Consider the following 20,471-nt stretch of genomic DNA (forward strand, 5'->3'; position numbering starts at 1 on the left):
CTAAAAGGCCCGCGTCAACAGCTGACGCGGGCCTTTTGATGTTGTCGGGGCAGAGAACTTCCTACTCTACCGCCAGGACTTGGGCGGTCTGCTGGTCGCCGGCCTGCAATCGTACGATGTAGGGCCCGGGGGCGAGGCCGGTCAGAGGCAAAGCATAGCGCAGCCCCGTGGCTGGCAGCGGGCAGGTAGCGGTGCGCACCACCCGGCCCACGGCATCGGTGAGGGTAAGCCCGACGGTCGTAGTGCCTGATAGCGCTGGGAGGCTAATGGTTACTTGGTGGGCCGCAGGATTAGGAAACATGGCCAGGCCAGGCAGCTGAGTTGCCGCGTGGGCCGCCAGCCTGATTGGCTCGGCCAGGGTGGCAACGTAGCTGGTGTTGCTGGTAGAAGAGCCATTGATAACCAGCGTCCCGAAGCGGACATTGGGTGCCCGCACTCGGCCAATAAGATGGATACCGGTGCTGGCCAGGCTGAGGCTGGTGACCCCGTCGTAGCTGGCCCCACCGGCTTGCTGCACCCAGGCCACGCTGCTGGCCGGGCCGTCATCCGTGAGCTTGGCCGCGAAGATGTCCACGTCGCCGGCGCCGGTGAGAGTATAGGGCCCAAAGGACGCCGTAGGCGCGGCCGGGCTGGTGGCAAAGGTGCCCGCCACATAGAGGTCTTTCCCGTTTAGGGCCAGCCCGATAACCTCCTCCGTGCCTACGCCCCCCACTGATTGAGCCCAGCTTACCGTAGCAGCCGCGCCCGTATCGGCGAGCTTGAGGATAAAACCGTCCGCGGAAGTGCCGGCGCGGTTAACGTTGGTTAGTACGGTATTGCCCAGGCTGATGGTGGGACTATTGAACCCGCCGCTTACGTACACGTCGGAGCCCTGTATGGCCAGGGCCCGACAATAGTCGTGTTCGGCCCCTCCGACCTTGAGGGCCCAGCCAAAGCTTGCGGTAGAGCCGGCGTCGCGGAGTTTAGCCACAAAGCCATCTGTGCTAAACACGGCCGTGGGGGAAGAGTTGGAGAGCGTAATGGACCCAAAACCTGCCGTCGGGCTGGCATAGTTGCCGCTGAAGTACACATCGGTTCCTTGTACCGCCAAGCCCAGGACGTACTCATCCTTTATGCCACCGGCCCGCCGGGCCCACCTAAAGCTGCTGCTGCTCCCGTTATCGGTCAGCTTGGCCACGAACATATCGAAGCCAAAGTCCCAGTATAGAGGCGGGGTATCCCCAAATACTGTCGGACCGCCCTTAAACGCACCACCAAGGTATACGCTGGTTCCCTGGACCGTCAGCACCCGCACCGTTTCGTCGCCTATGCCCCCCGCCCGCTGGGCCCAGACAAAGCTGCTGGAGGTGCCGGCATCGATGAGCTTGGCTACGAATACATCCGAAGAGCTATACCCAACGTTCTGGACGTTTGTTAGGGTGGTGGCGCCCACTTGCAAACTCAGACTGGAGAAGCTCCCGGTTATATAGACGCTGTTGCCGCTTACGGCCACTGCGGCCACATCCTCATCGCCGGTGCTTCCTAGCTGCTGCACCCAGAGAAAGCGCTGGTCGGTCGGGCTCCATTTAGCCACGAACCCGTCGATATTGTCGCCCGCATTGGCTAAGACGAAGCCGCCGATAGTTACGGTGCCCCGAAAGTGGCCCACGATAAACACGTTGCCGTTGGCATCCACCGCCGAGTTTTGTTCTTGCACCAAGGTGCCAGCGACTTGATTAGATACCAGCGGAGTAGCTGCTTGCCAGGCAGGCGCCTGGGCTGCCGCTTCGCCCCGGCCGAGGCATATAGCTAGAACGGCTGCCCAAACCAGGGAAGCAACACGGGTAACAATGCGCATAAGGCAACTAGATAGGGAGTGGAGCAGCCGCACCGGTGGGTATAAGCGGCCGAAGAGTGGATTACCATGACTTCATTCGGGCGAAAGGTATAGAAAAGACCTAGCTCAACCGGCAGGCGAATAGCACTATTGTGTATATCCTCCACTCTTTTGGGCCAGCTACCTAGTAACACGTGAGCAGCCCGTACCAGACGGAGACTAATGCCTTTGGATACGTTTGAGGCCAAGCCCAAGCGGCGTGACCTTCCTCTCCTAGCCCACCGCGGGCAGTACCAACGCACAAAAGCCCTTTACCACCGCACTGGTAAAGGGCTTTTTAGGCTAGAAGCCGGGGCAGTTCCGGGCGCTACTCTTGGGTGGTAGCCTCCCGTTACCCGGCGCTTACTCGTAGCTGCACTCTACCTCCAGGGAGCTGAGCAGGGACACGGCGTAGACGTACTTGCGGCTGGCAAAATCATCGACCTTGGCCAGGGCATTCCCCCCGCTAAACATGTTCGACACCAGGCAGTACGTGCCGGTAGCATCAGTTGCCATCAGGCTGATTAGGTAGTAGTCACTCGAAAAGCTGCGGCCAAACTTGCGCTTGTCCAGCACCACTTTGCCGGGCACAGCTATAGTCAGCGGCGTGCGCGTGTCCCGAACCACGTTTTTCAGCGACTCGCTCCGGAATACCACCGGTGCATTCTCGACGATTCCCCCGGGCAAAAACTTACTATTCTCGGTCACGTGCTGAATCTGCACAAACACGTCGGCCTGCTCGGTTTGGGGCCAGGTGGCGTTGAAGTTCGGAATGGGTGTCAACGACCAGTAGGCGCTGTTGACAATGACACGCTGCACAACGACATCCAACACCCGCACGGTCTTGGAAACCGAGCTTTTCTGGCCTGCCCCGTTGGTCGTGGTCAGCGTTACGATATAGTTGCCGGGCTTGTCGTAGGAAAGCACCGGGCGCTTGGCCTGCGAGGTGACCCCATTGCCGAAGTCCCAGGAAAATGACTGGGCATTCTTCGACTTGTTGAATAAGGAGCAGGTATCGTGCGTGGCTATATCCAGGGCGTCGGCAGTGGTAGCCCGAAAGGTAAAGCCCGGCTCCGCCGCCGGAGCCGCGTCTTCTTTCTGACAAGCCGTGAAAGAGCCCAACAGGGCTAGACCTAGAATCAGTTTTTTCATATAGATTCTGATAAAAAAGGGGAAGAACAGGATATGCGCAAGTTGCCGGGGCCTTCCCCGACGGTCTAATCTAGATTCAAAATAGTACAAATGGACTTGTTCTGCAATACACGCCCTGGTTTTGGAGCCCCACAGCCTCTGCGTTCTAAGTGGCGGCGCAGCTACCTTGCACCATGCTGAAACGGTTACTACTCTGCCTGGGACTCCTACTGGCCCTTCCCGTCCTGCTGTTGCTGGGAGTTATCCTCTACGGGGAAGCCGGAGCAGCAGTAGACGCGTTGCAGCACCGGTTTCTGCCCCCGGCCCGCGTTACGATTACCTGGCCCAGCAACTGGGGCTGCGACGAGTTTCAGGAGGCGTATACCGTCGTCAAGATTGAGTACCCGAGCAGTTTGGTGCGGCGGCTGTTCAAGGGTACCACGCTGCTGGTGCCCTACCCCAGTGGCCACTACGGCGACACCACGGCCTTTCACCGCTACTACAGCCGGCGGGTAAAGCATGGCTCCCAGGATACGGTAGTAGTGCGGGGGCGCTTCGGCTACGATATTGGAGTAGGCGAGCGGGGCGTGCTCTACCAGTGCGAGGATATTCCCTACTTCGACGTCAGCGCCGTGTATTCGACCCAAGGCAAACTCCTTAAGCGCTTCAGCCCATGAGAACTTTCCGGCTGCCCCAAGCACTGGGCCTACTGCTGGCCGCCAGCAGCCTCAGCGGCTGCAACAACGGGCACTCGACTGAGGTGGGCGGCAAGATGACCTTTGCCTGGCAAAACAGCCCGGACTACACCAACCTCTACATCGGCAACGGCACCGAGCCCGTCATTCCGGGCGGGTGCGACTCGGCTAAGTGGAACAGCCGCTACGTGCTGACCAAGGGCCGGTACTGGCGCTACGCCGATAACAACGCCTGGCAGTTTGCCCCCGCTCCCCCCGACAGCCTGGTGTACTTCGTGGTGGATAAACGGCGCTACCAGGGCCGGCAGGAACGGGACCCCGCCTTGCACGGCCCCCTGAGCCCGCAGCAGCAGCAAGACTGGGAAAAGCGGATTACCGGCCCGTATCAGGTACCAGAATAAGCCTTATCGGGTAAGCTGCTACGAGGGTCTCGGGCAAACAAAAAGCCGCGCCAGATGTCCGGGCGCGGCTTTTTGTTTGTGAGGCGGGGCGGCTATTCGGCCGGTTAGCTGGCGAAGTAATGGCCCTGCTCCAAATCGGCGAGCAGGCCGGGGTGAGTGGGCTGCCAACCCAGGCGCTGCTGGGTGAGGGTGCTGGAAGCCGCCATATCGAGGCCCACGAAGCGGGCCATCCAGCCGAAGTGGCCGGGAGCCTCCTCCGCTGTTAGGGACACGACGGGCACGTTCAGGTGGCGGCCAATGATGGCGGCAATGTCGCGCAACGGGATGCCTTCGTCGGCCAAACCGTGGTAGCAGGCGCCGGCGGTGCCCTGCTCCAGGGCCAGACGGTAGAGGCGGGCCGCGTCGAGGCGATGCACGGCGGGCCAGCGGTTGAGCCCCTCGCCTACATAGGCCGCCACGCCCTTCTCACGGGCAATGTTGATGAGAGTCGGTATAAAGCCGTGGTCGTTCCGGTCGTGGACCGAGGCCGACAGGCGTACCACAATGGCGCGCACGCCCTGGGCGGCTAGAGCCAGCGCCGTGGGCTCCGACATGCGGGGCAAAGCAATGGGGCGGTCGTCTTCGGTGGCCAGGCGGCCCGGAGCAAAGCCCGCCAGTCCGGAGGTAACGAGCAAAGGGCGGTTGGAGCCAGCCAGCACCCCGCCCAGGGCCTCAATGGCCTGCCGGTCGGTTTCACCAGCCGTTTCGTAGGCCGTAAAGTCGTGGTTGAAGGCCGTGTGGATGACGCCGTCGGCGGCCTCGGCCCCGCGGCGTAGGCTGTCCAGGTCGTCGAGGGTGCCGTGGTGTACTGCAGCTCCGACTGCAGTTAGGGCCTGAGCCCCGGCCTCGGAGCGGGCTAGCCCGAGTACCTGATGGCCCGCGCCGAGCAATTCCTGAACGATGGCCGAGCCGACAAAGCCCGTAGCGCCGGTTACGAAAATTCGCATAATAGTGGTCCTGTTGAGAGTGGTTGTTTCTACTGCTCAAAGGTCTGATGGGCGGGCCAGCACGTGTTTGCGCGAGTCAAACCATCTACTGCATCATTCAAACAACGGAGCTAACTGCGAAAGTCGCCGGGGGTCAGGCTGGTCTGGCGCTTAAAGAAGTTGCAGAAATGGGCCACGTCGGTAAAGCCCAGGCTGTCGGCAATTTCGGAGACGGTCCAGTTGGTTTGCTTGAGCAGCATCTTGGCTTCCTGGGCTACCCGCCCCCCAATCAGGGTGGTAGTGGTGTGGCCCGTGGTTTCCTTCAGCACCCGGTTGAGGTGGTTGACGTGCACGGCCAGCTCGTCGGCGTAGTCTTTGGCCGTGCGCAGGCGCAGCTGCTGCTGGGGAGTAGCCAGCGGAAACTGCCGCTCCAGCAGCTCCCCAAACAGGGCCGTCACCCGGGCGGAGGCGTTGTGGGCGGGCACCGCAGCCGGGGTCGGCTGGAGCTTCTGTCCGTGGTGAATCAGCTCCCAGAGGTAGGCCCGCAGCAGGTCGTATTTGTAGGAGTAGGTGGAAGTAATTTCCTGGGCCATCTTTTCGAAAAGGGTCTCAATGGCTGCGTATTCGGCCTCAGTCAGTTCCAAAACGGGGCAGCCACTGGCCTGCACCACCGGCAGCTCTTCCAGCGCGATGCCGCCCTTGCCCGGCAGCAGAAACTCCTCGGTGAAGATGCAGAAGTAGCCGGTTTGCTCCAGGTTGTGCGGCAGCCAGCGGTAAGGTACCCGCGACGAGGCAAACCACAGCCCCCGCTGCTCGACCTCTACGGCTTTGTCGGCGTACTCAACCCGGCTGCGGCCCCGGATCAGGCTTATCTTATAAAACTGCCGCCGGTCAAAAGTCATCTGCGGTCGGTTGGGGTAGGTGCGCATCAACTCCTCGACCCGGAAGAGGTTGAAGTGCCCGACTTCACGCGGCAGGCTGGCCGCCGGCGCATCATCGGGCCGGGCATTTAGGCTGGTATAAAATGCTTCGAGGGAATTGGGCTTCATAGCGGGCTGCTGTAAAAATCAAAGATAGGCATCCTCTGCTACAGGCCCTGTGCCGCAAGTATACAGCACCACCTTAGGCAACGCTAGGCCGTCCTTACGCATCTGGTCTGGCAACATAGCCGCACAAGTGGTAGCTTCCTGCTGCGCGCCGGCGCCTTCTCTTTACCATCTTATCTTTTCTCTATGCTCCTTTCTACCAAACGACTATTCCTGGCCGCTACCTTGCTGCTGTTGGCTGTGCCCGTGCTGGCCGCCGCGCCTCCCGACTCTACTGCCTTCAGCGTAGAAGCCGCCACCCAGCACTACCTCAACTCCCTGACGGCCGCCCAAAAGGCCAGCTCCGACGCCTATTTTGAGGGCGGCTACTGGCTGCAACTTTGGAGTATGCTCTACGGCCTGGGGTTGGCGGCCGTGTTTCTGAAGCTGGGCCTCTCGCGCCGCCTGACGGCCTGGACCCAGCGCCTGCCGGGCAAGGTGCTGCCCACCCTGGCCTACATTGCCCTGTATCTGCTGCTGGCCCACGTGCTGAGCTACCCACTGGATATCTACGTTAGCTATTTCCGGGAGCACCAGTACGGGCTTTCCAACCAGAGCTTCGGGGAGTGGCTCACCGATGACCTCAAAAGCCTGGCCTTGTCGGTGGTCATCGGCAGCGTGGTCGTGCTGATTCTCTACGCGGCCATCCGGCGCACCGGGCGGCGCTGGTGGGTGTGGGCTACGGGCCTGGTCGGTATTATCATGGTAGTAGCGGTGTTTCTGTCGCCGATTTTCATCAGCCCGCTATTCAACAAATACACTCCGCTGCCCGCCGGCCCCATGCGCAGCCAGATTTTGAGCATGGCCCGGGCCAACGGCGTGCCGGCCGACAACGTCTACCTCGTAGATGCTTCCCGGCAGAGCAAGCGCATCAGCGCCAACGTGAGCGGGCTGGGCAGCACCATCCGCGTGTCGCTCAACGACAACCTGCTCAACCGCTGCACCCCGGCCGAGGTACAGGCCGTGATGGGCCACGAGCTGGGCCACTACGTGCTGAACCACATTCCCAAGATGCTCATCTTTCTCGTGCTCATCATCGGGTTGGGCCTGGGGTTGGTCGACTGGGCGTTTCACCGCCTGCTGGGCCGCTACGGTCCGGGATGGGGCATTAGCAGCATCGGCGACGTGACGGGCCTGCCGCTGGTCGTGGCGCTGTTCGGCGTGTTTACCTTTCTGGCCCAGCCGGGCTTCAACACCATCATCCGCACCCAGGAGCAGGAAGCCGACGTGTTTGGCCTGAATGCCGCCCGGCAGCCCGACGGCTTTGCCAGTACGGCCATAAAGCTGTCGGAGTACCGCAAAATCAACCCGACCCCGCTGGAAGAAGCTATTTTCTTCGACCATCCCAGCGGCCATACCCGGGTCCTGACGGCTATGCGCTGGAAAGCCGAGCACCTGGGCAAGTAGCGAAGGGCCCCAGCCGTTTTTTGGCGGGCCCTGCCGCTTAGAATGGTTGAGCTCGGCTTATTTGCGTTTTTGCTATGCCTAAGGAAAAGAAACCGGCTCCTTCCGCGGCGGTGCTGGCCTGCTACAACGCCGTGCCGAGCATCCTCTGGTCGGGCCTGGCCTTGGTGCCCCTGAGCGTCTTCTGCTACCAGCACATGGCCCGGCCCTGGCTCTGGGGGCTGCTGGGCGTGAGCTTGCTGGGCTATTTGGTACCCAAAACCTGGTTCCGGTATTGGCAGCTAAGTCAGTCGCCGAGGCGCTACCAGCAGCTCGGGGTGCCGGTGATTGGGCGCTTCACGCAGCACGGTACCGTGGTCAATACGTTGCTGCGCCGCCGCTACCCGCACTACCGCCACGTGCCCAATCGGCGGGCGTTGCGGGGCCTGGTAGCCGGGAGCTACCACATGGAACGGTTTCACGTGGTACTGCTGCTGTTCTTCGGATTCGCCGGCCTCTACGCCCTGGCTGGTGGTCACGTGGGCTGGGCCGCGCTGATTCTGCTTACCAATCTGGGCTACAACCTCTACCCCGTGTGGCTGCAGCAGTACCTGCGCCTGCGGGCCCCCACGGCTACCACGCAGCTTTAACACCTCATCTTAGCTGCATTTCCAGGGCTCGGGGCGTGCGGGCCAGGCATTTTGCGGGCTCTTCCCGCACTTTGTATCGGCTGTTAAACACAAACCTGTAAATTACCTGCTCACCCTCGTTTCTCTGGCCCGCTATGCTCCCCAAACTCGTTCAAAACGCCCTCAACAAGCAAATCTTCATGGAAGCCCAATCCTCGCAGGCCTACCTGGCCATGGCGTCCTGGGCCGAAATTCAGCCCGGCCTGGATGGGGTGACCAACTTCTTCTACCAGCAAAGCAACGAGGAGCGGGTACACATGCTCAAGCTGATTCGCTACGTCAATGAGCGGGGCGGCTTTGCCCTGGTACCGGCCCTGCCCCAGCCCGTGGTTACGTTTCAGTCGTTGAAGCGCGTGTTCGAGGATTTTCTCAAGCACGAAATAGCCGTGTCGGAGAGCATCAACGAGCTGGTCGGCCTCACGCTACAGGAGCGCGACTTTGCCACCCACAACTTCCTGCAGTGGTACGTTTCCGAGCAGCTGGAAGAAGAAGCCCTGGCCCGCACCCTCAACGACAAGCTTGAACTGGTTGGCGACGACAAGAGCGGTATTTACATGTTCGACAAAGACATTCTGCTTTTCCGCGGCAATACAGCCTCCGAAACGCCCACGGCCCGCACCTAGCCCCGGCGGGCCAAGCGGACCCGCGCTTACTACATTGCAAGGCCTGCCTTTTCCGGGGTGGGCCTTGTGCTTTTCAGCCCCGCTGGCCACTACCCGAAGTACGTTCATCGATGCCCCGGAGAGCTTCGGTAAAATCAACCTAATCAGTGGTTATTTCAGGTTTTATAGCTTAATTTGTTGTGTAATTAATTCACTTTCTAAAACCCCACCACATGCAAAACTTTACCCGCACGCTTACCTTCCTGGTTGCCCTGCTGTTCAGCACGACCCTGGCCATGGCCCAGACGACCTACGCCACGGTTGGCATCATCGGCTCGGCTACGGCCAAGGGCTGGAATGAATCGACGCCTATGACGGCTGGCACGGGCACCAACGCCCACCAGTGGACCATCACCCTGCCCCTGACCAAGGACGAGGTGAAATTCCGCGCCAACAACGCCTGGGACGTAAACTGGGGTGCTGCTACGTTTCCAGCAGGTGTTGGCGTAAGCGGTGGCCCGAACATTCCGATTGCCGAAGCTGGCACCTACACCGTTACGTTTAACGACATCACCGGTGCTTACCAGTTCACCAGAGCCACCACGAGCAGCACCACCGCTAGCCGTTCGGCCCTGAGCCTGGCCCTGGCCCCCAACCCCACGCGCGAAACTGTGCGCGTAGCCTACGACCTGTCGTCGGCTTCCTCGGCTGGCATCACCGTTCTGAACCTGCTGGGTCAGCCTGTGCGTCAGCTCACGGCTGTGCGCCAGGGTGCCGGTCAGCAGGAGCAGTTCGTGTCGCTGCAGAACCTCGCCGCTGGCCTGTACTTGGTACGGGTGCAGGCTGGTGCCCAGGTGCAGACGGCCCGCCTGGTTGTTGAGTAACCTGATGGCTGGGGCTTAGTTCCCGTTAGCTTTCAACCGGGGCATCCGCGCAAGCGGGTGCCCCGGTTTTTTGTTTTCTAATAGGTCGTAGCAGCGGGGCAAATAGTATACTTGACGCCAGACAACCTAGCAGGCGCTATTTGTACCGCTGAGCTTAACCCAGCTGCTAGCCAGGTGCTGAGTTATTAGATATACGCCATGGCCCGCATCAGGTGATGCGGGCCATGGCGGGTGAGGAACTTCTCTTTTTCAACGTGAGTCTGGTTTATTCAGAGCCAATTCACACTCTAAATAATACAAAATAAACCCAACCAGACGATTATAGCACCTCGTAGCAGGGGTAGCGGCGCTGCCGGAAAATCTTGCCGTCTTTGAACTCGAAAATCAGGCAGAGCTGGGACGACAGGCGCTGCCCCCGGGACAGGCTCATCACGTCGTTCAACACCGTGGCTTGCCACAAGCCCTCTACTATCACCGTCTCGTCGGCACACACCTGGGTGCGCAGCACCTCAAACCGTGTGTCGTGCAGCAGCTCCCGCCCGATGCGCAGGTTGTCGAGAATCTCCGTATAGGAGCGGCGCTGTATGGCTTTGTACAGCGCGTTGGGGTATTCAGTTTGAATTACGTCGGCGTGGAGGACCTCCGCATACGCGGCCGGATCGGTCGTAAATGAATCGACGAGGTCGAAGTAAGCGGTAATGACAGCAAGGTGCGGATTCATCGGGAAGAGCGTATGGAGAATGCCCAAGATAGAAACTGGCCCCGACAGTGGAACTACCCTCCCGGCTAAACCTCCGACCTGGGGTAACTCCTAGCCTCAGCTCCCTTTCAATTCAGGGCCGACCCCAGACGATTGCCATGACTTTCGTCCTTTGATAGAACTTTCTTTTCTCCTATTTTGCTCGCAAATACCACGCCCCTGCTTTACGCGCATTTTTAGCACCTACCCTGCAATCATTTTTCTCAAATCATGCTCAGTTATACCCACCTCCATCTTTACCATGAAAAAGCTCCTACTCGTTTGGTTGCTCCTTTACTCCTCCTGCCTTGCCTTTGCTCAAACTAAACAGATTATAGTTGCCCAGGACGGCAGCGGCACCTACACCACGGTGCAAGCCGCGCTAGATGCCGTACCGAAAGGCAATGACGTTCCGATTACCATCTTTATTAAGAAAGGCACTTACAAAGAGAAGCTGAACCTGGCCAAAAAGCAGAACTTCGTTAAGCTGCTGGGGGAAGACCTGAACGCGACAATTCTGGTCTACGACGACTACAACGGCCGCCAGACCGAAAGCGGCGAGAAGCTGGGCACTTCTGAAGCCGCCAGCTTCCGGGTCTTCGGCAACAATTTCAGCGCCGAGAACCTCACTTTCCAGAACTCGGCCGGCCTGGCTGGTCAGGCCCCGGCTATGTGGGTGTACGGCGACAAAGCCCGCTTCGTGAATTGCCGCTTCCTGGGTTTCCGCGACACACTCTACACCTATGGCTACGGTAGCCGGCAGTTTTACAAGAACTGCTACATCGAGGGCACCACCGACTTTATTCTGGGAGCTGCCACGGCCTGGTTCGAAGACTGCACCCTGTTTTGCAAGCCCAAAGGCACTTGCATCACTGCCGCCTCTACTCCCGACAGCATCGGCTTCGGTTACGTGTTTCAGCGGTGCAAAATAGTGGGCGACGCACCCGAGGAGTCGTACTTTCTGGGCCGCCCCTGGAAACCGGCCGCCAAAACCGTGTTTCTGAGCTGTGAGCTGAGCAACATCATCAAGCCCAAGGGCTGGGACCATTGGGGCAAGGAAGACAACAAACAGGAAGCTTTCTTTGCCGAGTTCAAGTCGAAGGGCCCCGGTGCCAGCCCCAAGGCCCGCACGACCTGGTCGCGGCAGCTCAACGCCGATCAGGCCGCTTTCTACAACTACGAAACCGCGCTACGCGGCTGGAACCCGCTGAGCGAGGAAGCCCTGGCTCCTTCCCTGAGCACTGCCAAACCCTAAGGCAGGCTGTAGCAGTCGGGCGGCTTACTCAGGCTGGCCCGGCTGCTGCAACAGCCACGCCTCGGCTTGAGCTTCCGTCTCGAACGAGCGGTACTGGAGCGGCAAGCCCTGAATATGGGTCGTGATATAGGCCGTAGCCAGGCGCACCATCACATCGGCCGATACGATGATGGCCCCGTGCCGGTAGCCGCCCCGCACGGCCTGTGGTACCCACTCCTGAGCAACCCAGCGCTGCTCAGCTTCCGTAAAGGGTAGCATTCCCACCTGATTGATCAAAATCCGGCTCCAGCCGTGGCGCTGCAGAGCGACTAGCATGTGCGTAAACAAGGCTTTGGTATCCGCCAGCTGCCGGGGAGCCGCCGTCCACTTGACCCGCAGAAACCCCGCCGGATCCTCTAGGAGGTAGCCGGCAGTGTTTTGAAAGTAGATGGCGGGGGGTAGACGTACACGCATGGAATATACTACCACACTACCAGTTCAGCAGTGGGGTTTCTGTTCAACCTACAATGAGCTGCTATGTTCAGCGTCGGCGCCCATAGTAGATCAACAACTTTGGAATCCAGCAAAAATAGCTCTTTGGAGCTTATTTTATATCTGATCAGCTGATTGGGCGGCCTGTTGATGGGGGTCAGGGTACCTATATTTGCTCTTCCACTCCGGGAAAGCCGTATAGCCAGCCATGATTCCGCTCATCACCCACACTCCGCGCCTCACACTTATTGCCGCCAGCCGGGCCCTGCTCACCGCTGAGCTGCACAAGCCTCACTACTTCCCGGTGCTGCTCGGCGCCGCGCTACCGACCGACTGGCCCCCGGGTGAATACGATGTGGAAGCTATGCGCTTCTTTCTGGAGCAGCTCACGGCTGGCGGCCGCACGGCAGCGGGCTGGTACGGCTGGTATGCCCTGCGCAAAGCCACCGACGACCGGCCGACCACGCTTATCGGGGCTGGCGGCTTTCTGGGTCCGCCCGATGCGGCTGGCACTGCCGAAATAGGCTATTCTGTAGCGGCCGACTGGCGGGGTCAGGGCTTTGCTACCGAGTTGGTGGCCGGTTTGGTACAACAAGCCAGCCACACGGGCCTGGTCCGGCAGTTGGTAGCCCACACCCAGCCCGATAACCTGACTTCCCAGCGGGTTCTGGAGCGCAATGGGTTTGCGCCGGCTGGTACGGCCCCCGATGGCCTCTCACGTTTTGCACGCCCGATTGAACCTAGTGAGCCCCCCGTAGCCACGCATTTGATCCGGTAGCCCGAAGCCGATAATTTTTGACCACGCAGTCAAGGCTGAACCGCAGTTTCGTCTAGCTTTACAACCCTGCCCCGTCGCGGCTCCCTGCCTCATTCATTTAACCACCATGCACGAGCAAATTCTTCAGCTAATAACCCAGGCCCACTCCCTGACCGAACAAGGAGCTGCTGCAGAGTCGGATTATTGGGAGCGGAAAAAGCTGGTGCTGGCTGATTTGTCGCTGCACCTGGCCCAAACGGCTTTGCGCAGGGGCCCACTGAATGCCCAGGAGCTGCAGCGGCAGTTATTTTCCGTCCTGACCCTGGCCAATGGTTTTTTGCCTACCATAGACCTCAAACCTACGGCCGAGGCACTATTTGCGGCCAGCCAGCCGACAACTCCCACTCCGGAGGGCTAGTGCCGTGCTGCAGTTTCAGTTTACACCTTTCCCCGAGTTGCGCACCCCACGGCTGTTGCTGCGGCAGCTCACTCCGGCCGATGCCGAGGCCATGCGTTTTTTTCGTTCCGACGAGGAATTCCTGCGCTATATTCCCCGTGAAAAAGAGCCTTCTTTGCTCCAGGCCCAACAGCATCTGCGGCTCCTGGCAGAGCTGGAAGCTGCCAACGAGGCCATTACTTGGGCTCTAAGCTGGCCTCAGCAGCCTACTGTTTTGCTGGGTACCATCTGTCTGTGGCACTTGCAGCCCCAGCATCACCGGGCCGAAGTAGGTTACGGCCTGCACCCCGATTTTTCCGGCCAAGGCCTGATGGCAGAAGCCCTGCAGGCCGTAATAAGCTACAGTTTCGACCAGCTAGGGCTGCATAGCCTGGAGGCCCAGCTAGACCCCGATAACGCGGCTTCCATCCGGTTGCTGCGCAAATATGGCTTTGTACAGGAGGCGCATTATCGGGAAAACTACCAGTTTCGGGGGCAGTATTTTGATACCGCCGTCTACTCGTTGCTTACGCCCCACCGGTAGGTCCTTGATTTTGGGGCGGAACTGGGTCCGGGTTACGCCTAGGGTTTTGCGGAAAAGACCATAGCCACTGGGGTGGCCGGCGCGTAAAAGTGAGGCGAATTAGCTCTAATTGCTCACCTCACTTCTTACGCCATGCATCGTTTCTTTCTCCTGTGGGTCCTCGTGGTCGTTGCCTTGGGCCAGCCGGCTTGGGCAGCTCCCGCCGATGATATTCCGGCCCGCCCCTCACCCTTTCGATTTGTAACCGACCAGGCCCAGCTGCTAAGCGTAGCCGATGCTAAGACTCTGGAAGGTGGCCTGCGCCGCTACGCCGATAAAACCGGCACCCAAATAGTCGTCGTGACGGTTCCCACGCTGGGTGGCCGTAGTGTGGCTGATTATGGCCGGCAGCTAGGCCAAACCTGGGGTATCGGCCAGCGCGAACAGGATAACGGACTGGTTATACTGCTTGGAGCCCAGGAGCACCAGGTCACTATCCAGGCCGGCTCGGGGCTGCGGGCGGCCATTACTCCGGAGCTTACAGCCCGCGTTATCAACCAGGATATGACCCCGCGCTTCAAGCAGGGCAACTATTTCGCGGGGCTGCGTACGGGCTTGAACACCCTGATGCTAGCGGCCAACCCCGAATCCAATCCGCAAAAAAATCAGCCGGCGCCTTCCGCCGCCACTTCACCCACCGACCCGAGTCTGCCCTCCGCCGATTTAAATGCAGCGGCCCCGGCCACAACGGCTGAACCAATCAGCTCCGTGCCGGTAGCAACCCCAGAGCCGTCATCGGGCTTGGGCTTGGGTACGCTGCTAATAGGGGCCCTGGTACTTGGCGGCGGCTTATGGCTATTGACGCGCCTTTTTCGGCGTTCAGCAACCCCGGGGACGTCAGTGGCCAGTAATACGGCGCCCGATTTCCTGCCCAACCGCCCGAATAACGGCAGCTATACTCAAGGCCCTAGTCGCCAGCCCGCACCCGACTTCCTACCCAACCGCGGCGGTGGTAGCGGTAATGGTGTCGGTGGTATGCTCATGACGGGCGCCGCCGCCGCCGCTGGTGCCTACCTCGGTAACCGGATGGCTTCTGCCCACGACGCCCCCCATAGCGACCAGTCCAACCTCGACACCTCAACACCTCAACTCGGCTACGGCACCGCAGGCCCTTCTACCAGCGGCGGCTTCCCCGCCCTCGACAACTCCGGCACCACCGATAATGCTGCCCCCGACTACTTCTCCGGCGACACCACCACGGATTCCGGCCCCGACTATTTTTCCTCCGACGAGAGTTCGTCCTATGATGACCCATCTTCGGGTGACTCCGGCGGCAGTGGTTTCGATGACCCCAACGACAATAGCGGCTCTTGGTAGCTGTTACGGTATGTGTAAGCTCTTCAGGGCTTCTAATGGCAAAGCGTCTTTTCTGCCGAGTGCCCGGGATACTTACGGGTAACCACTAGGCGTCCTATATAACGGCTGCTTTGAAGGTTCAACAACAACAGGGAACAGGAGCCTAGTCTACCGCTCTAGCCCAAAACACGGTTGTTTGCGTACAGCAGAGCTTATCGGCTTAACTATGCGCAAACTACTTTTTCCCGCTGCCTGCCTCATTTTTTTGCTGCCAAAAGCCCAGGCGCAGCACGCCACGCCCCGACAGCTATTCCCCGGTTTGTTCGAAGCGGTTCAATTAGGCCACGTATTTGCCGATAACAAGACCTTCGTTGATGCGACTCCACTACAGCCGCCAGGCACTATCCTAGCAGCCTGGAATGCGGAAAAGCAGCGCCCAGGCTTTGATCTTAGCAGGTTTGTGCAAGCTCATTTTCAATTGCCTACGGCCAATGCCGCCGAATATCATAGTAACGTGGCTAAGGGGTTGCGTCACCACCTTGATACGCTCTGGACCGTTTTACAGCGACCTGCCATCCATACAGTACCTGCCTACTCGTCCCTGTTACCGTTGCCTAAGCCTTACCTAGTACCGGGTGGGCGCTTTCGGGAGGTCTACTACTGGGACTCCTATTTTACCATGCTTGGGCTGCGGGAAGCCAATCGCCTCGACTTGGTACGCAGCATGACCGATAATTTTGCCTTCCTGATCAATCAGTATGGCTTTGTGCCTAATGGCAACCGTACCTATTACCTGACCCGCTCCCAGCCACCATTTTTCTCCCTCATGGTAGAACTGCTGGCTCAAGCGCAAGGCGACACTGTCTTGCTACGTTATCAGCCGCAGCTGTTGCGAGAATATGCGTACTGGATGCAGGGTGCCGACTCCCTTGCCGTAGGCAAGGCTACCCGGCGCGTAGTGCGCTTGCCAAATGGGGAATTGCTCAACCGATATTGGGACTCCAGCACCGAGCCGCGCGAAGAATCATACGCCGAAGATGTAGCTGTTGCGCAAGGCAGTGGCCGACCTGCTGCTGCAGTTTATCAGGACCTCCGCGCCGCTGCTGCTTCGGGCTGGGACTTTAGCACCCGCTGGTTCGGTCCCACCGGCACCCTCTCCAGCATTCGTACTACTGCTCTGCTGCCCGTCGATTTGAATTGCCTGCTATTCTCCTTGGAGAACACCATTGCCCGCAGCTTTGTAGCGCAGAACAAAAGAGAACAAGCCCAAGCCTGGCAACGAAAAGCTAGGCAGCGTCGCCAAGCCATCCAGCGTTACTGTTGGAGTCCGCAGAAATCCTGGTTCACTGACTTTGACTGGCAAAATAACCAAAGGGCTTCCCCCAAGACACTTGCTGGCACATTCCCGCTGACGTTTAGAATAGCTACTCCCAAGCAAGCGAAACTAGTTGCTGATGGAATCCAAAAAGAATTTCTGCAAAAAGGCGGGCTCCAAACTACGCTAACCCAGAGCGGTCAACAGTGGGATTCACCCAATGCTTGGGCACCGTTGCAGTACATGGCTATTGAAGGCCTACGCCGCTACCGACATAACGCTCTTGCCGACACAATTAGTCAACGCTGGATTACGCTCAACACCCAGGTATTTCTGCAAACCGGAAAGCTCCTAGAGAAATATAATGTAGTTGAGCCATCCGTCTTAGCCGGCGGCGGAGAATATCCCCTGCAGGACGGCTTTGGCTGGACCAATGGTGTGCTGCTCACCCTGCTCAACCGCCAGACGCGCCCATCCCACTAATGCGCCCCCAACCGCAACGCGCCCCTACCCCGCGTAAGGCCTGCGTTGCCACGTCTTTCTACCGCGCCTTCCACGGGTTCGGCAGCGGGCTGGCCGGGGCGGGTAGGCCCCAAACGAGAACACCCCCTCGCAGCTCGAAGTCGCGAGGGGGTGTTGCTAGAAAAAGGTTGGCGGCGACCGACTCTCCCACCGATGAAGGTAGTACCATAGGCGCTACGGGGCTTAACTGCTCTGTTCGGAATGGGAAGAGGTGAACACCCGTGCTAAAGCCACCATTACTGGTGTCCATGCAGGTTTGCATAGTCAATAACGTTGACGCAGGAAACGGGTAAGAAGAAAGAAGCAGAACTGGGTTTACTAGAAGCGCTCGAGTCATTAGTACTGCTCGGCTCGGCCATTTCGGACCTTCGACCTGCAGCCTATCAACGTGGTAGTCTACCACGACTCTTATTATGGGAGATCTCATCTTGAGGTGAGTTTCGCACTTAGATGCTTTCAGCGCTTATCTCATCCCAGCGTCGCTACCCGGCGCTGCAACTGGCGTCACAACCGGTGCACGAGCGGCTGGTCCAACTCGGTCCTCTCGTACTAAAGTCAGGTCCTCTCAAATCTCCAACGCCCACCACAGATAGGGACCGAACTGTCTCACGACGTTCTGAACCCAGCTCGCGTGCCACTTTAATCGGCGAACAGCCGAACCCTTGGGACCTTCTCCAGCCCCAGGACGTGACGAGCCGACATCGAGGTGCCAAACCTCCCCGTCGATATGAGCTCTTGGGGGAGATCAGCCTGTTATCCCCGGCGTACCTTTTATCCTTTGAGCGATGGCCCTTCCATGCGGAACCACCGGATCACTATATCCGTCTTTCGACCCTGCTCGGCTTGTAGGCCTCACAGTCAAGCTCACTTATGCTATTGCGCTCTGCGTACGGTTACCAAGCGTACTGAGTGAACCTTTGAAAGCCTCCGATACTTTTTTGGAGGCGACCACCCCAGTCAAACTACCCACCAGACACTGTTTCCCGATTAGAGATTAGGCGCCAAGCAACACAAGGGTGGTATTTCAACGTTGACTCCACGATGGCTAGCGCCACCGCTTCATAGTCTCCCACCTATCCTACACATGTGTTACCCAGCGTCAATGTCAAGCTATAGTAAAGGTGCACGGGGTCTTTCCGTCCCGTGGCGGGTACTCGGCATCTTCACCGAGACTACAATTTCACCGAGCTCACGGCTGAGACAGCGCCCAAATCGTTACACCATTCGTGCAGGTCGGAACTTACCCGACAAGGAATTTCGCTACCTTAGGACCGTTATAGTTACGGCCGCCGTTTACCGGGGCTTCGATTCAAACCTTCGCCTTGCGACTAAGTTCCCCTCTTAACCTTCCGGCACCGGGCAGGTGTCAGACCTTATACTTCCTCTTGCGAGTTCGCAAAGTCATGTGTTTTTGTTAAACAGTCGCTTGGGCCTTTTCACTGCGGCTTCTCTATCGCTAGAGGAAGCGTCCCTTCTCCCGAAGTTACAGGACCATTTTGCCGAGTTCCTTGGCCGTGATTCACTCGAGCACCTCAGGATTCTCTCCTTGACTACCTGTGTCGGTTTGCGGTACGGGTTACTCACGAATTAAAACGCTTAGCAGGTTTTCTTGGCAGTCTGATTAGGTACACTATCCCGTTGGCCGAAGCCGCCAGGTACTATCGTGGTTCAGCAAAGAAGGCGTACTTGACTACCCTCTCTATACCTACACACTTTAACGGGCACTTCCGTCCGCCCGCGGTACTTTCACTTCTGCGTCACTGCATCACTCTCGTAAGTAAGTGCTGGAATATCAACCAGCTGTCCATCGACGTAGCCTTTCGGCGTGGCCTTAGGTCCCGACTAACCCTGATCCGATTAGCGTTGATCAGGAAACCTTAGTCTATCGGTGGGCGGGTTTCTCACCCGCCTTATCGTTACTCATGCCTACATTTGCTTTTCTGGCCGCTCCAGCATCCCTGACAGGACACCTTCACCGCTGACCAGAATGCTCCCCTACCACTTACGCATAAGCGTAAATCCATTGCTTCGGTACCGGACTTGATGCCCGCGTATTATCGATGCCCTCTCGCTCGACCAGTGAGCTGTTACGCACTCTTTAAAGGAATGGCTGCTTCCAAGCCAACCTCCTGGCTGTCAAAGCAAGTGGACCTCCTTTGTTCAACTTAGTCCGGATTTAGGGACCTTAGCAGATGGTCTGGGTTCTTTCCCTCTCGGCCTGGGACCTTAGCACCCCAAGCCTCACTGCCGGCTATATTACTAGGCATTCGGAGTTCGTCAGGATTCGGTAGGCTATGACACCCCCTAGTCCTATCGGTAGCTCTACCTCCTAGTAACTCAACGCCGACGCTGTACCTAAATACATTTCGGGGAGTACGAGCTATTTCTCAGTTTGATTGGCCTTTCACCCCTACCCACAAGTCATCCAAATCCTTTTCAACGGAAACTGGTTCGGACCTCCAGTTGGTTTTACCCAACCTTCATCCTGCTCATGGGTAGATCACAAAGTTTCGCGTCTACCTCCTCTGACTCTGCGCCCTATTCAGACTCGCTTTCGCTGCGGCTCCATGCCTTCAAGCATTTAACCTTGCCAGAGAAGAGTAACTCGTAGGCTCATTATGCAAAAGGCACGCCGTCAGCCCACTAAAGGCCTCCGACCGCTTGTAAGCACACGGTTTCAGGTTCTTTTCACTCCGGTATTCCCGGTTCTTTTCACCTTTCCCTCACGGTACTAGTTCACTATCGGTCTCTCAGGAGTATGTAGCCTTAGCGGATGGTGCCGCTGGATTCAGACGGGGTTTCTCCGGCCCCGCCCTACTCAGGAATCCTCTACCGTGCTATACAAGGTCGCTTACCGGGCTCTCACCGTCTCTGGCCGACTTTCCCACGTCGTTCAGCTAATGTATAACAATCAGATGTTGAGGTCCTACAACCCCGGACTGGCCGTAACCAACCCGGTTTGGGCTCGTCCCCGTTCGCTCGCCACTACTTGGGGAATCATTGTTATTTTCTGTTCCTCCGGGTACTTAGATGTTTCAGTTCCCCGGGTTTGCCCCGTATCTTACGATATGGTCACTACGCTTCACGTAGTGGGGTTGCCCCATTCGGAAATGCCAGGATCACCTTATATGTGCTAATCCCCTGGCCTTATCGCAGCTTATCACGTCCTTCATCGCCTCTGAGAGCCTAGGCATCCCCCGTGTGCCCTTCGTTACTTCTGTAACTTCCTGATTACTCAGGAAGAGCTCTTGGTCTACTACTGCAAGCAGTAATAGATGCTTTGTTTCTTCTTACTCGTTTTCCTACGTCAAAGAACTTATGAACCTCGTTCGGCTCAAAGCGATAAGCATTCATCGAAGAATACTTATCTAAAATCTGAATAGTGGAAATGACCAATAGGTAATATG

The 20,471-nt window shown here is 58.4% G+C and carries 18 protein-coding genes and 2 rRNA genes; 12 read left to right on the forward strand and 8 right to left on the reverse strand.

Annotated features, from left to right (window positions below):
• Positions 1-61: 61 nt before the first annotated feature.
• Positions 62-1,696 (reverse strand): T9SS type A sorting domain-containing protein, encoded by a 1,635-nt coding sequence (locus tag MUN80_RS04260; RefSeq protein WP_244724829.1) that lies wholly within the window; start codon positions 1,694-1,696, stop codon positions 62-64.
• 522 nt (positions 1,697-2,218) lie between these two features.
• Positions 2,219-3,007 carry a PKD domain-containing protein gene (locus MUN80_RS04265; protein WP_244720067.1) on the reverse strand — a complete coding sequence of 263 codons (789 nt, stop codon included), beginning with the start codon at positions 3,005-3,007 and terminating at the stop codon, positions 2,219-2,221.
• Positions 3,008-3,180: 173 nt separating this feature from the next.
• Here MUN80_RS04265 and MUN80_RS04270 point away from each other — a divergent pair, with 173 nt between their 5' ends.
• Positions 3,181-3,663, forward strand: a complete 483-nt coding sequence (locus tag MUN80_RS04270) for a hypothetical protein (protein WP_244720069.1) — start codon at positions 3,181-3,183, stop codon at positions 3,661-3,663.
• Positions 3,660-4,082, forward strand: a complete 423-nt coding sequence (locus MUN80_RS04275) for a hypothetical protein (RefSeq protein ID WP_244720071.1) — start codon at positions 3,660-3,662, stop codon at positions 4,080-4,082. The genes MUN80_RS04270 and MUN80_RS04275 overlap by 4 nt, the downstream gene beginning before the upstream one ends.
• Before the next feature lie 104 nt (positions 4,083-4,186).
• Here the strand turns inward: MUN80_RS04275 and MUN80_RS04280 are convergent, their stop codons facing one another.
• The gene (locus MUN80_RS04280) at positions 4,187-5,068 is read right to left on the reverse strand and encodes an SDR family oxidoreductase (RefSeq protein WP_244720073.1); all 882 of its coding nucleotides are present in this window, start codon (positions 5,066-5,068) and stop codon (positions 4,187-4,189) included.
• A gap of 110 nt (positions 5,069-5,178) precedes the next feature.
• Positions 5,179-6,096: a helix-turn-helix domain-containing protein gene (locus MUN80_RS04285; protein ID WP_244720075.1), complete on the reverse strand. Its 918-nt coding sequence runs from the start codon at positions 6,094-6,096 to the stop codon at positions 5,179-5,181.
• Between the two features lie 183 nt (positions 6,097-6,279).
• On the opposite strand from MUN80_RS04285, the gene MUN80_RS04290 reads away from it, so the two are divergent.
• From MUN80_RS04290 to MUN80_RS04305, 4 genes are all read left to right on the forward strand, one after another.
• Positions 6,280-7,539, forward strand: coding sequence for a M48 family metallopeptidase (locus MUN80_RS04290; protein ID WP_244720077.1), 1,260 nt, complete (start codon positions 6,280-6,282; stop codon positions 7,537-7,539).
• 74 nt (positions 7,540-7,613) lie between these two features.
• Entirely contained in the window at positions 7,614-8,165 is a 552-nt protein-coding gene (locus MUN80_RS04295; protein ID WP_244720079.1) for a glycosyl-4,4'-diaponeurosporenoate acyltransferase CrtO family protein, read from the forward strand.
• Positions 8,166-8,299: 134 nt separating this feature from the next.
• Positions 8,300-8,827 (forward strand): ferritin, encoded by a 528-nt coding sequence (locus MUN80_RS04300; protein ID WP_244720081.1) that lies wholly within the window; start codon positions 8,300-8,302, stop codon positions 8,825-8,827.
• Between the two features lie 212 nt (positions 8,828-9,039).
• A complete protein-coding gene (locus MUN80_RS04305; RefSeq protein ID WP_244720083.1) occupies positions 9,040-9,690 on the forward strand; it encodes a T9SS type A sorting domain-containing protein in 651 nt (216 codons plus the stop codon).
• A 319-nt stretch (positions 9,691-10,009) separates the two neighbouring features.
• Here MUN80_RS04305 and MUN80_RS04310 read toward each other — a convergent pair whose 3' ends face one another.
• Positions 10,010-10,411: a nuclear transport factor 2 family protein gene (locus tag MUN80_RS04310; protein WP_244720085.1), complete on the reverse strand. Its 402-nt coding sequence runs from the start codon at positions 10,409-10,411 to the stop codon at positions 10,010-10,012.
• Between the two features lie 280 nt (positions 10,412-10,691).
• Here MUN80_RS04310 and MUN80_RS04315 point away from each other — a divergent pair, with 280 nt between their 5' ends.
• Positions 10,692-11,684 carry a pectinesterase family protein gene (locus MUN80_RS04315; RefSeq protein WP_244720088.1) on the forward strand — a complete coding sequence of 331 codons (993 nt, stop codon included), beginning with the start codon at positions 10,692-10,694 and terminating at the stop codon, positions 11,682-11,684.
• 24 nt (positions 11,685-11,708) lie between these two features.
• Here MUN80_RS04315 and MUN80_RS04320 read toward each other — a convergent pair whose 3' ends face one another.
• Positions 11,709-12,137 (reverse strand): hypothetical protein, encoded by a 429-nt coding sequence (locus tag MUN80_RS04320; RefSeq protein WP_244720091.1) that lies wholly within the window; start codon positions 12,135-12,137, stop codon positions 11,709-11,711.
• Between the two features lie 226 nt (positions 12,138-12,363).
• Between MUN80_RS04320 and MUN80_RS04325 the strand changes: the two genes are divergently transcribed.
• From MUN80_RS04325 to treF, 5 genes are all read left to right on the forward strand, one after another.
• The gene (locus MUN80_RS04325; protein ID WP_244720093.1) at positions 12,364-12,933 is read left to right on the forward strand and encodes a GNAT family N-acetyltransferase; all 570 of its coding nucleotides are present in this window, start codon (positions 12,364-12,366) and stop codon (positions 12,931-12,933) included.
• Positions 12,934-13,039: 106 nt separating this feature from the next.
• On the forward strand, positions 13,040-13,330 hold the full coding sequence (locus tag MUN80_RS04330; protein WP_244720096.1) for a hypothetical protein: 291 nt from the start codon (positions 13,040-13,042) through the stop codon (positions 13,328-13,330).
• A gap of 4 nt (positions 13,331-13,334) precedes the next feature.
• A complete protein-coding gene (locus MUN80_RS04335; protein ID WP_244720098.1) occupies positions 13,335-13,892 on the forward strand; it encodes a GNAT family N-acetyltransferase in 558 nt (185 codons plus the stop codon).
• Positions 13,893-14,024: 132 nt separating this feature from the next.
• Entirely contained in the window at positions 14,025-15,248 is a 1,224-nt protein-coding gene (locus MUN80_RS04340) for a TPM domain-containing protein (RefSeq protein WP_244720101.1), read from the forward strand.
• Positions 15,249-15,453: 205 nt separating this feature from the next.
• Positions 15,454-17,025 (forward strand): alpha,alpha-trehalase TreF, encoded by a 1,572-nt coding sequence (gene treF / locus MUN80_RS04345; protein WP_244720103.1) that lies wholly within the window; start codon positions 15,454-15,456, stop codon positions 17,023-17,025.
• A 165-nt stretch (positions 17,026-17,190) separates the two neighbouring features.
• On the opposite strand, the gene rrf is transcribed toward treF, so the two are convergent.
• Positions 17,191-17,302, reverse strand: a 5S ribosomal RNA gene (gene rrf, locus MUN80_RS04350).
• Positions 17,303-17,380: 78 nt separating this feature from the next.
• Positions 17,381-20,285, reverse strand: a 23S ribosomal RNA gene (locus MUN80_RS04355).
• Positions 20,286-20,471 lie beyond the last annotated feature (186 nt).

The organism is Hymenobacter cellulosivorans, from assembly GCF_022919135.1.
GTDB classification, from domain to species: domain Bacteria; phylum Bacteroidota; class Bacteroidia; order Cytophagales; family Hymenobacteraceae; genus Hymenobacter; species Hymenobacter cellulosivorans.

Coding starts and splice junctions, on each gene's coding strand:
- MUN80_RS04340 (WP_244720101.1), top strand. CDS start 14,025: ATGCATCGTTTCTTTCTCCTGTGGGTCCTCGTGGTCGTTGCCTTGGGC.
- MUN80_RS04265 (WP_244720067.1), bottom strand. CDS start 3,007: ATGAAAAAACTGATTCTAGGTCTAGCCCTGTTGGGCTCTTTCACGGCT.
- MUN80_RS04270 (WP_244720069.1), top strand. CDS start 3,181: ATGCTGAAACGGTTACTACTCTGCCTGGGACTCCTACTGGCCCTTCCC.
- treF (WP_244720103.1), top strand. CDS start 15,454: ATGCGCAAACTACTTTTTCCCGCTGCCTGCCTCATTTTTTTGCTGCCA.
- MUN80_RS04315 (WP_244720088.1), top strand. CDS start 10,692: ATGAAAAAGCTCCTACTCGTTTGGTTGCTCCTTTACTCCTCCTGCCTT.
- MUN80_RS04300 (WP_244720081.1), top strand. CDS start 8,300: ATGCTCCCCAAACTCGTTCAAAACGCCCTCAACAAGCAAATCTTCATG.
- MUN80_RS04320 (WP_244720091.1), bottom strand. CDS start 12,137: ATGCGTGTACGTCTACCCCCCGCCATCTACTTTCAAAACACTGCCGGC.
- MUN80_RS04305 (WP_244720083.1), top strand. CDS start 9,040: ATGCAAAACTTTACCCGCACGCTTACCTTCCTGGTTGCCCTGCTGTTC.
- MUN80_RS04275 (WP_244720071.1), top strand. CDS start 3,660: ATGAGAACTTTCCGGCTGCCCCAAGCACTGGGCCTACTGCTGGCCGCC.
- MUN80_RS04325 (WP_244720093.1), top strand. CDS start 12,364: ATGATTCCGCTCATCACCCACACTCCGCGCCTCACACTTATTGCCGCC.
- MUN80_RS04280 (WP_244720073.1), bottom strand. CDS start 5,068: ATGCGAATTTTCGTAACCGGCGCTACGGGCTTTGTCGGCTCGGCCATC.
- MUN80_RS04330 (WP_244720096.1), top strand. CDS start 13,040: ATGCACGAGCAAATTCTTCAGCTAATAACCCAGGCCCACTCCCTGACC.
- MUN80_RS04295 (WP_244720079.1), top strand. CDS start 7,614: ATGCCTAAGGAAAAGAAACCGGCTCCTTCCGCGGCGGTGCTGGCCTGC.
- MUN80_RS04310 (WP_244720085.1), bottom strand. CDS start 10,411: ATGAATCCGCACCTTGCTGTCATTACCGCTTACTTCGACCTCGTCGAT.
- MUN80_RS04290 (WP_244720077.1), top strand. CDS start 6,280: ATGCTCCTTTCTACCAAACGACTATTCCTGGCCGCTACCTTGCTGCTG.
- MUN80_RS04285 (WP_244720075.1), bottom strand. CDS start 6,096: ATGAAGCCCAATTCCCTCGAAGCATTTTATACCAGCCTAAATGCCCGG.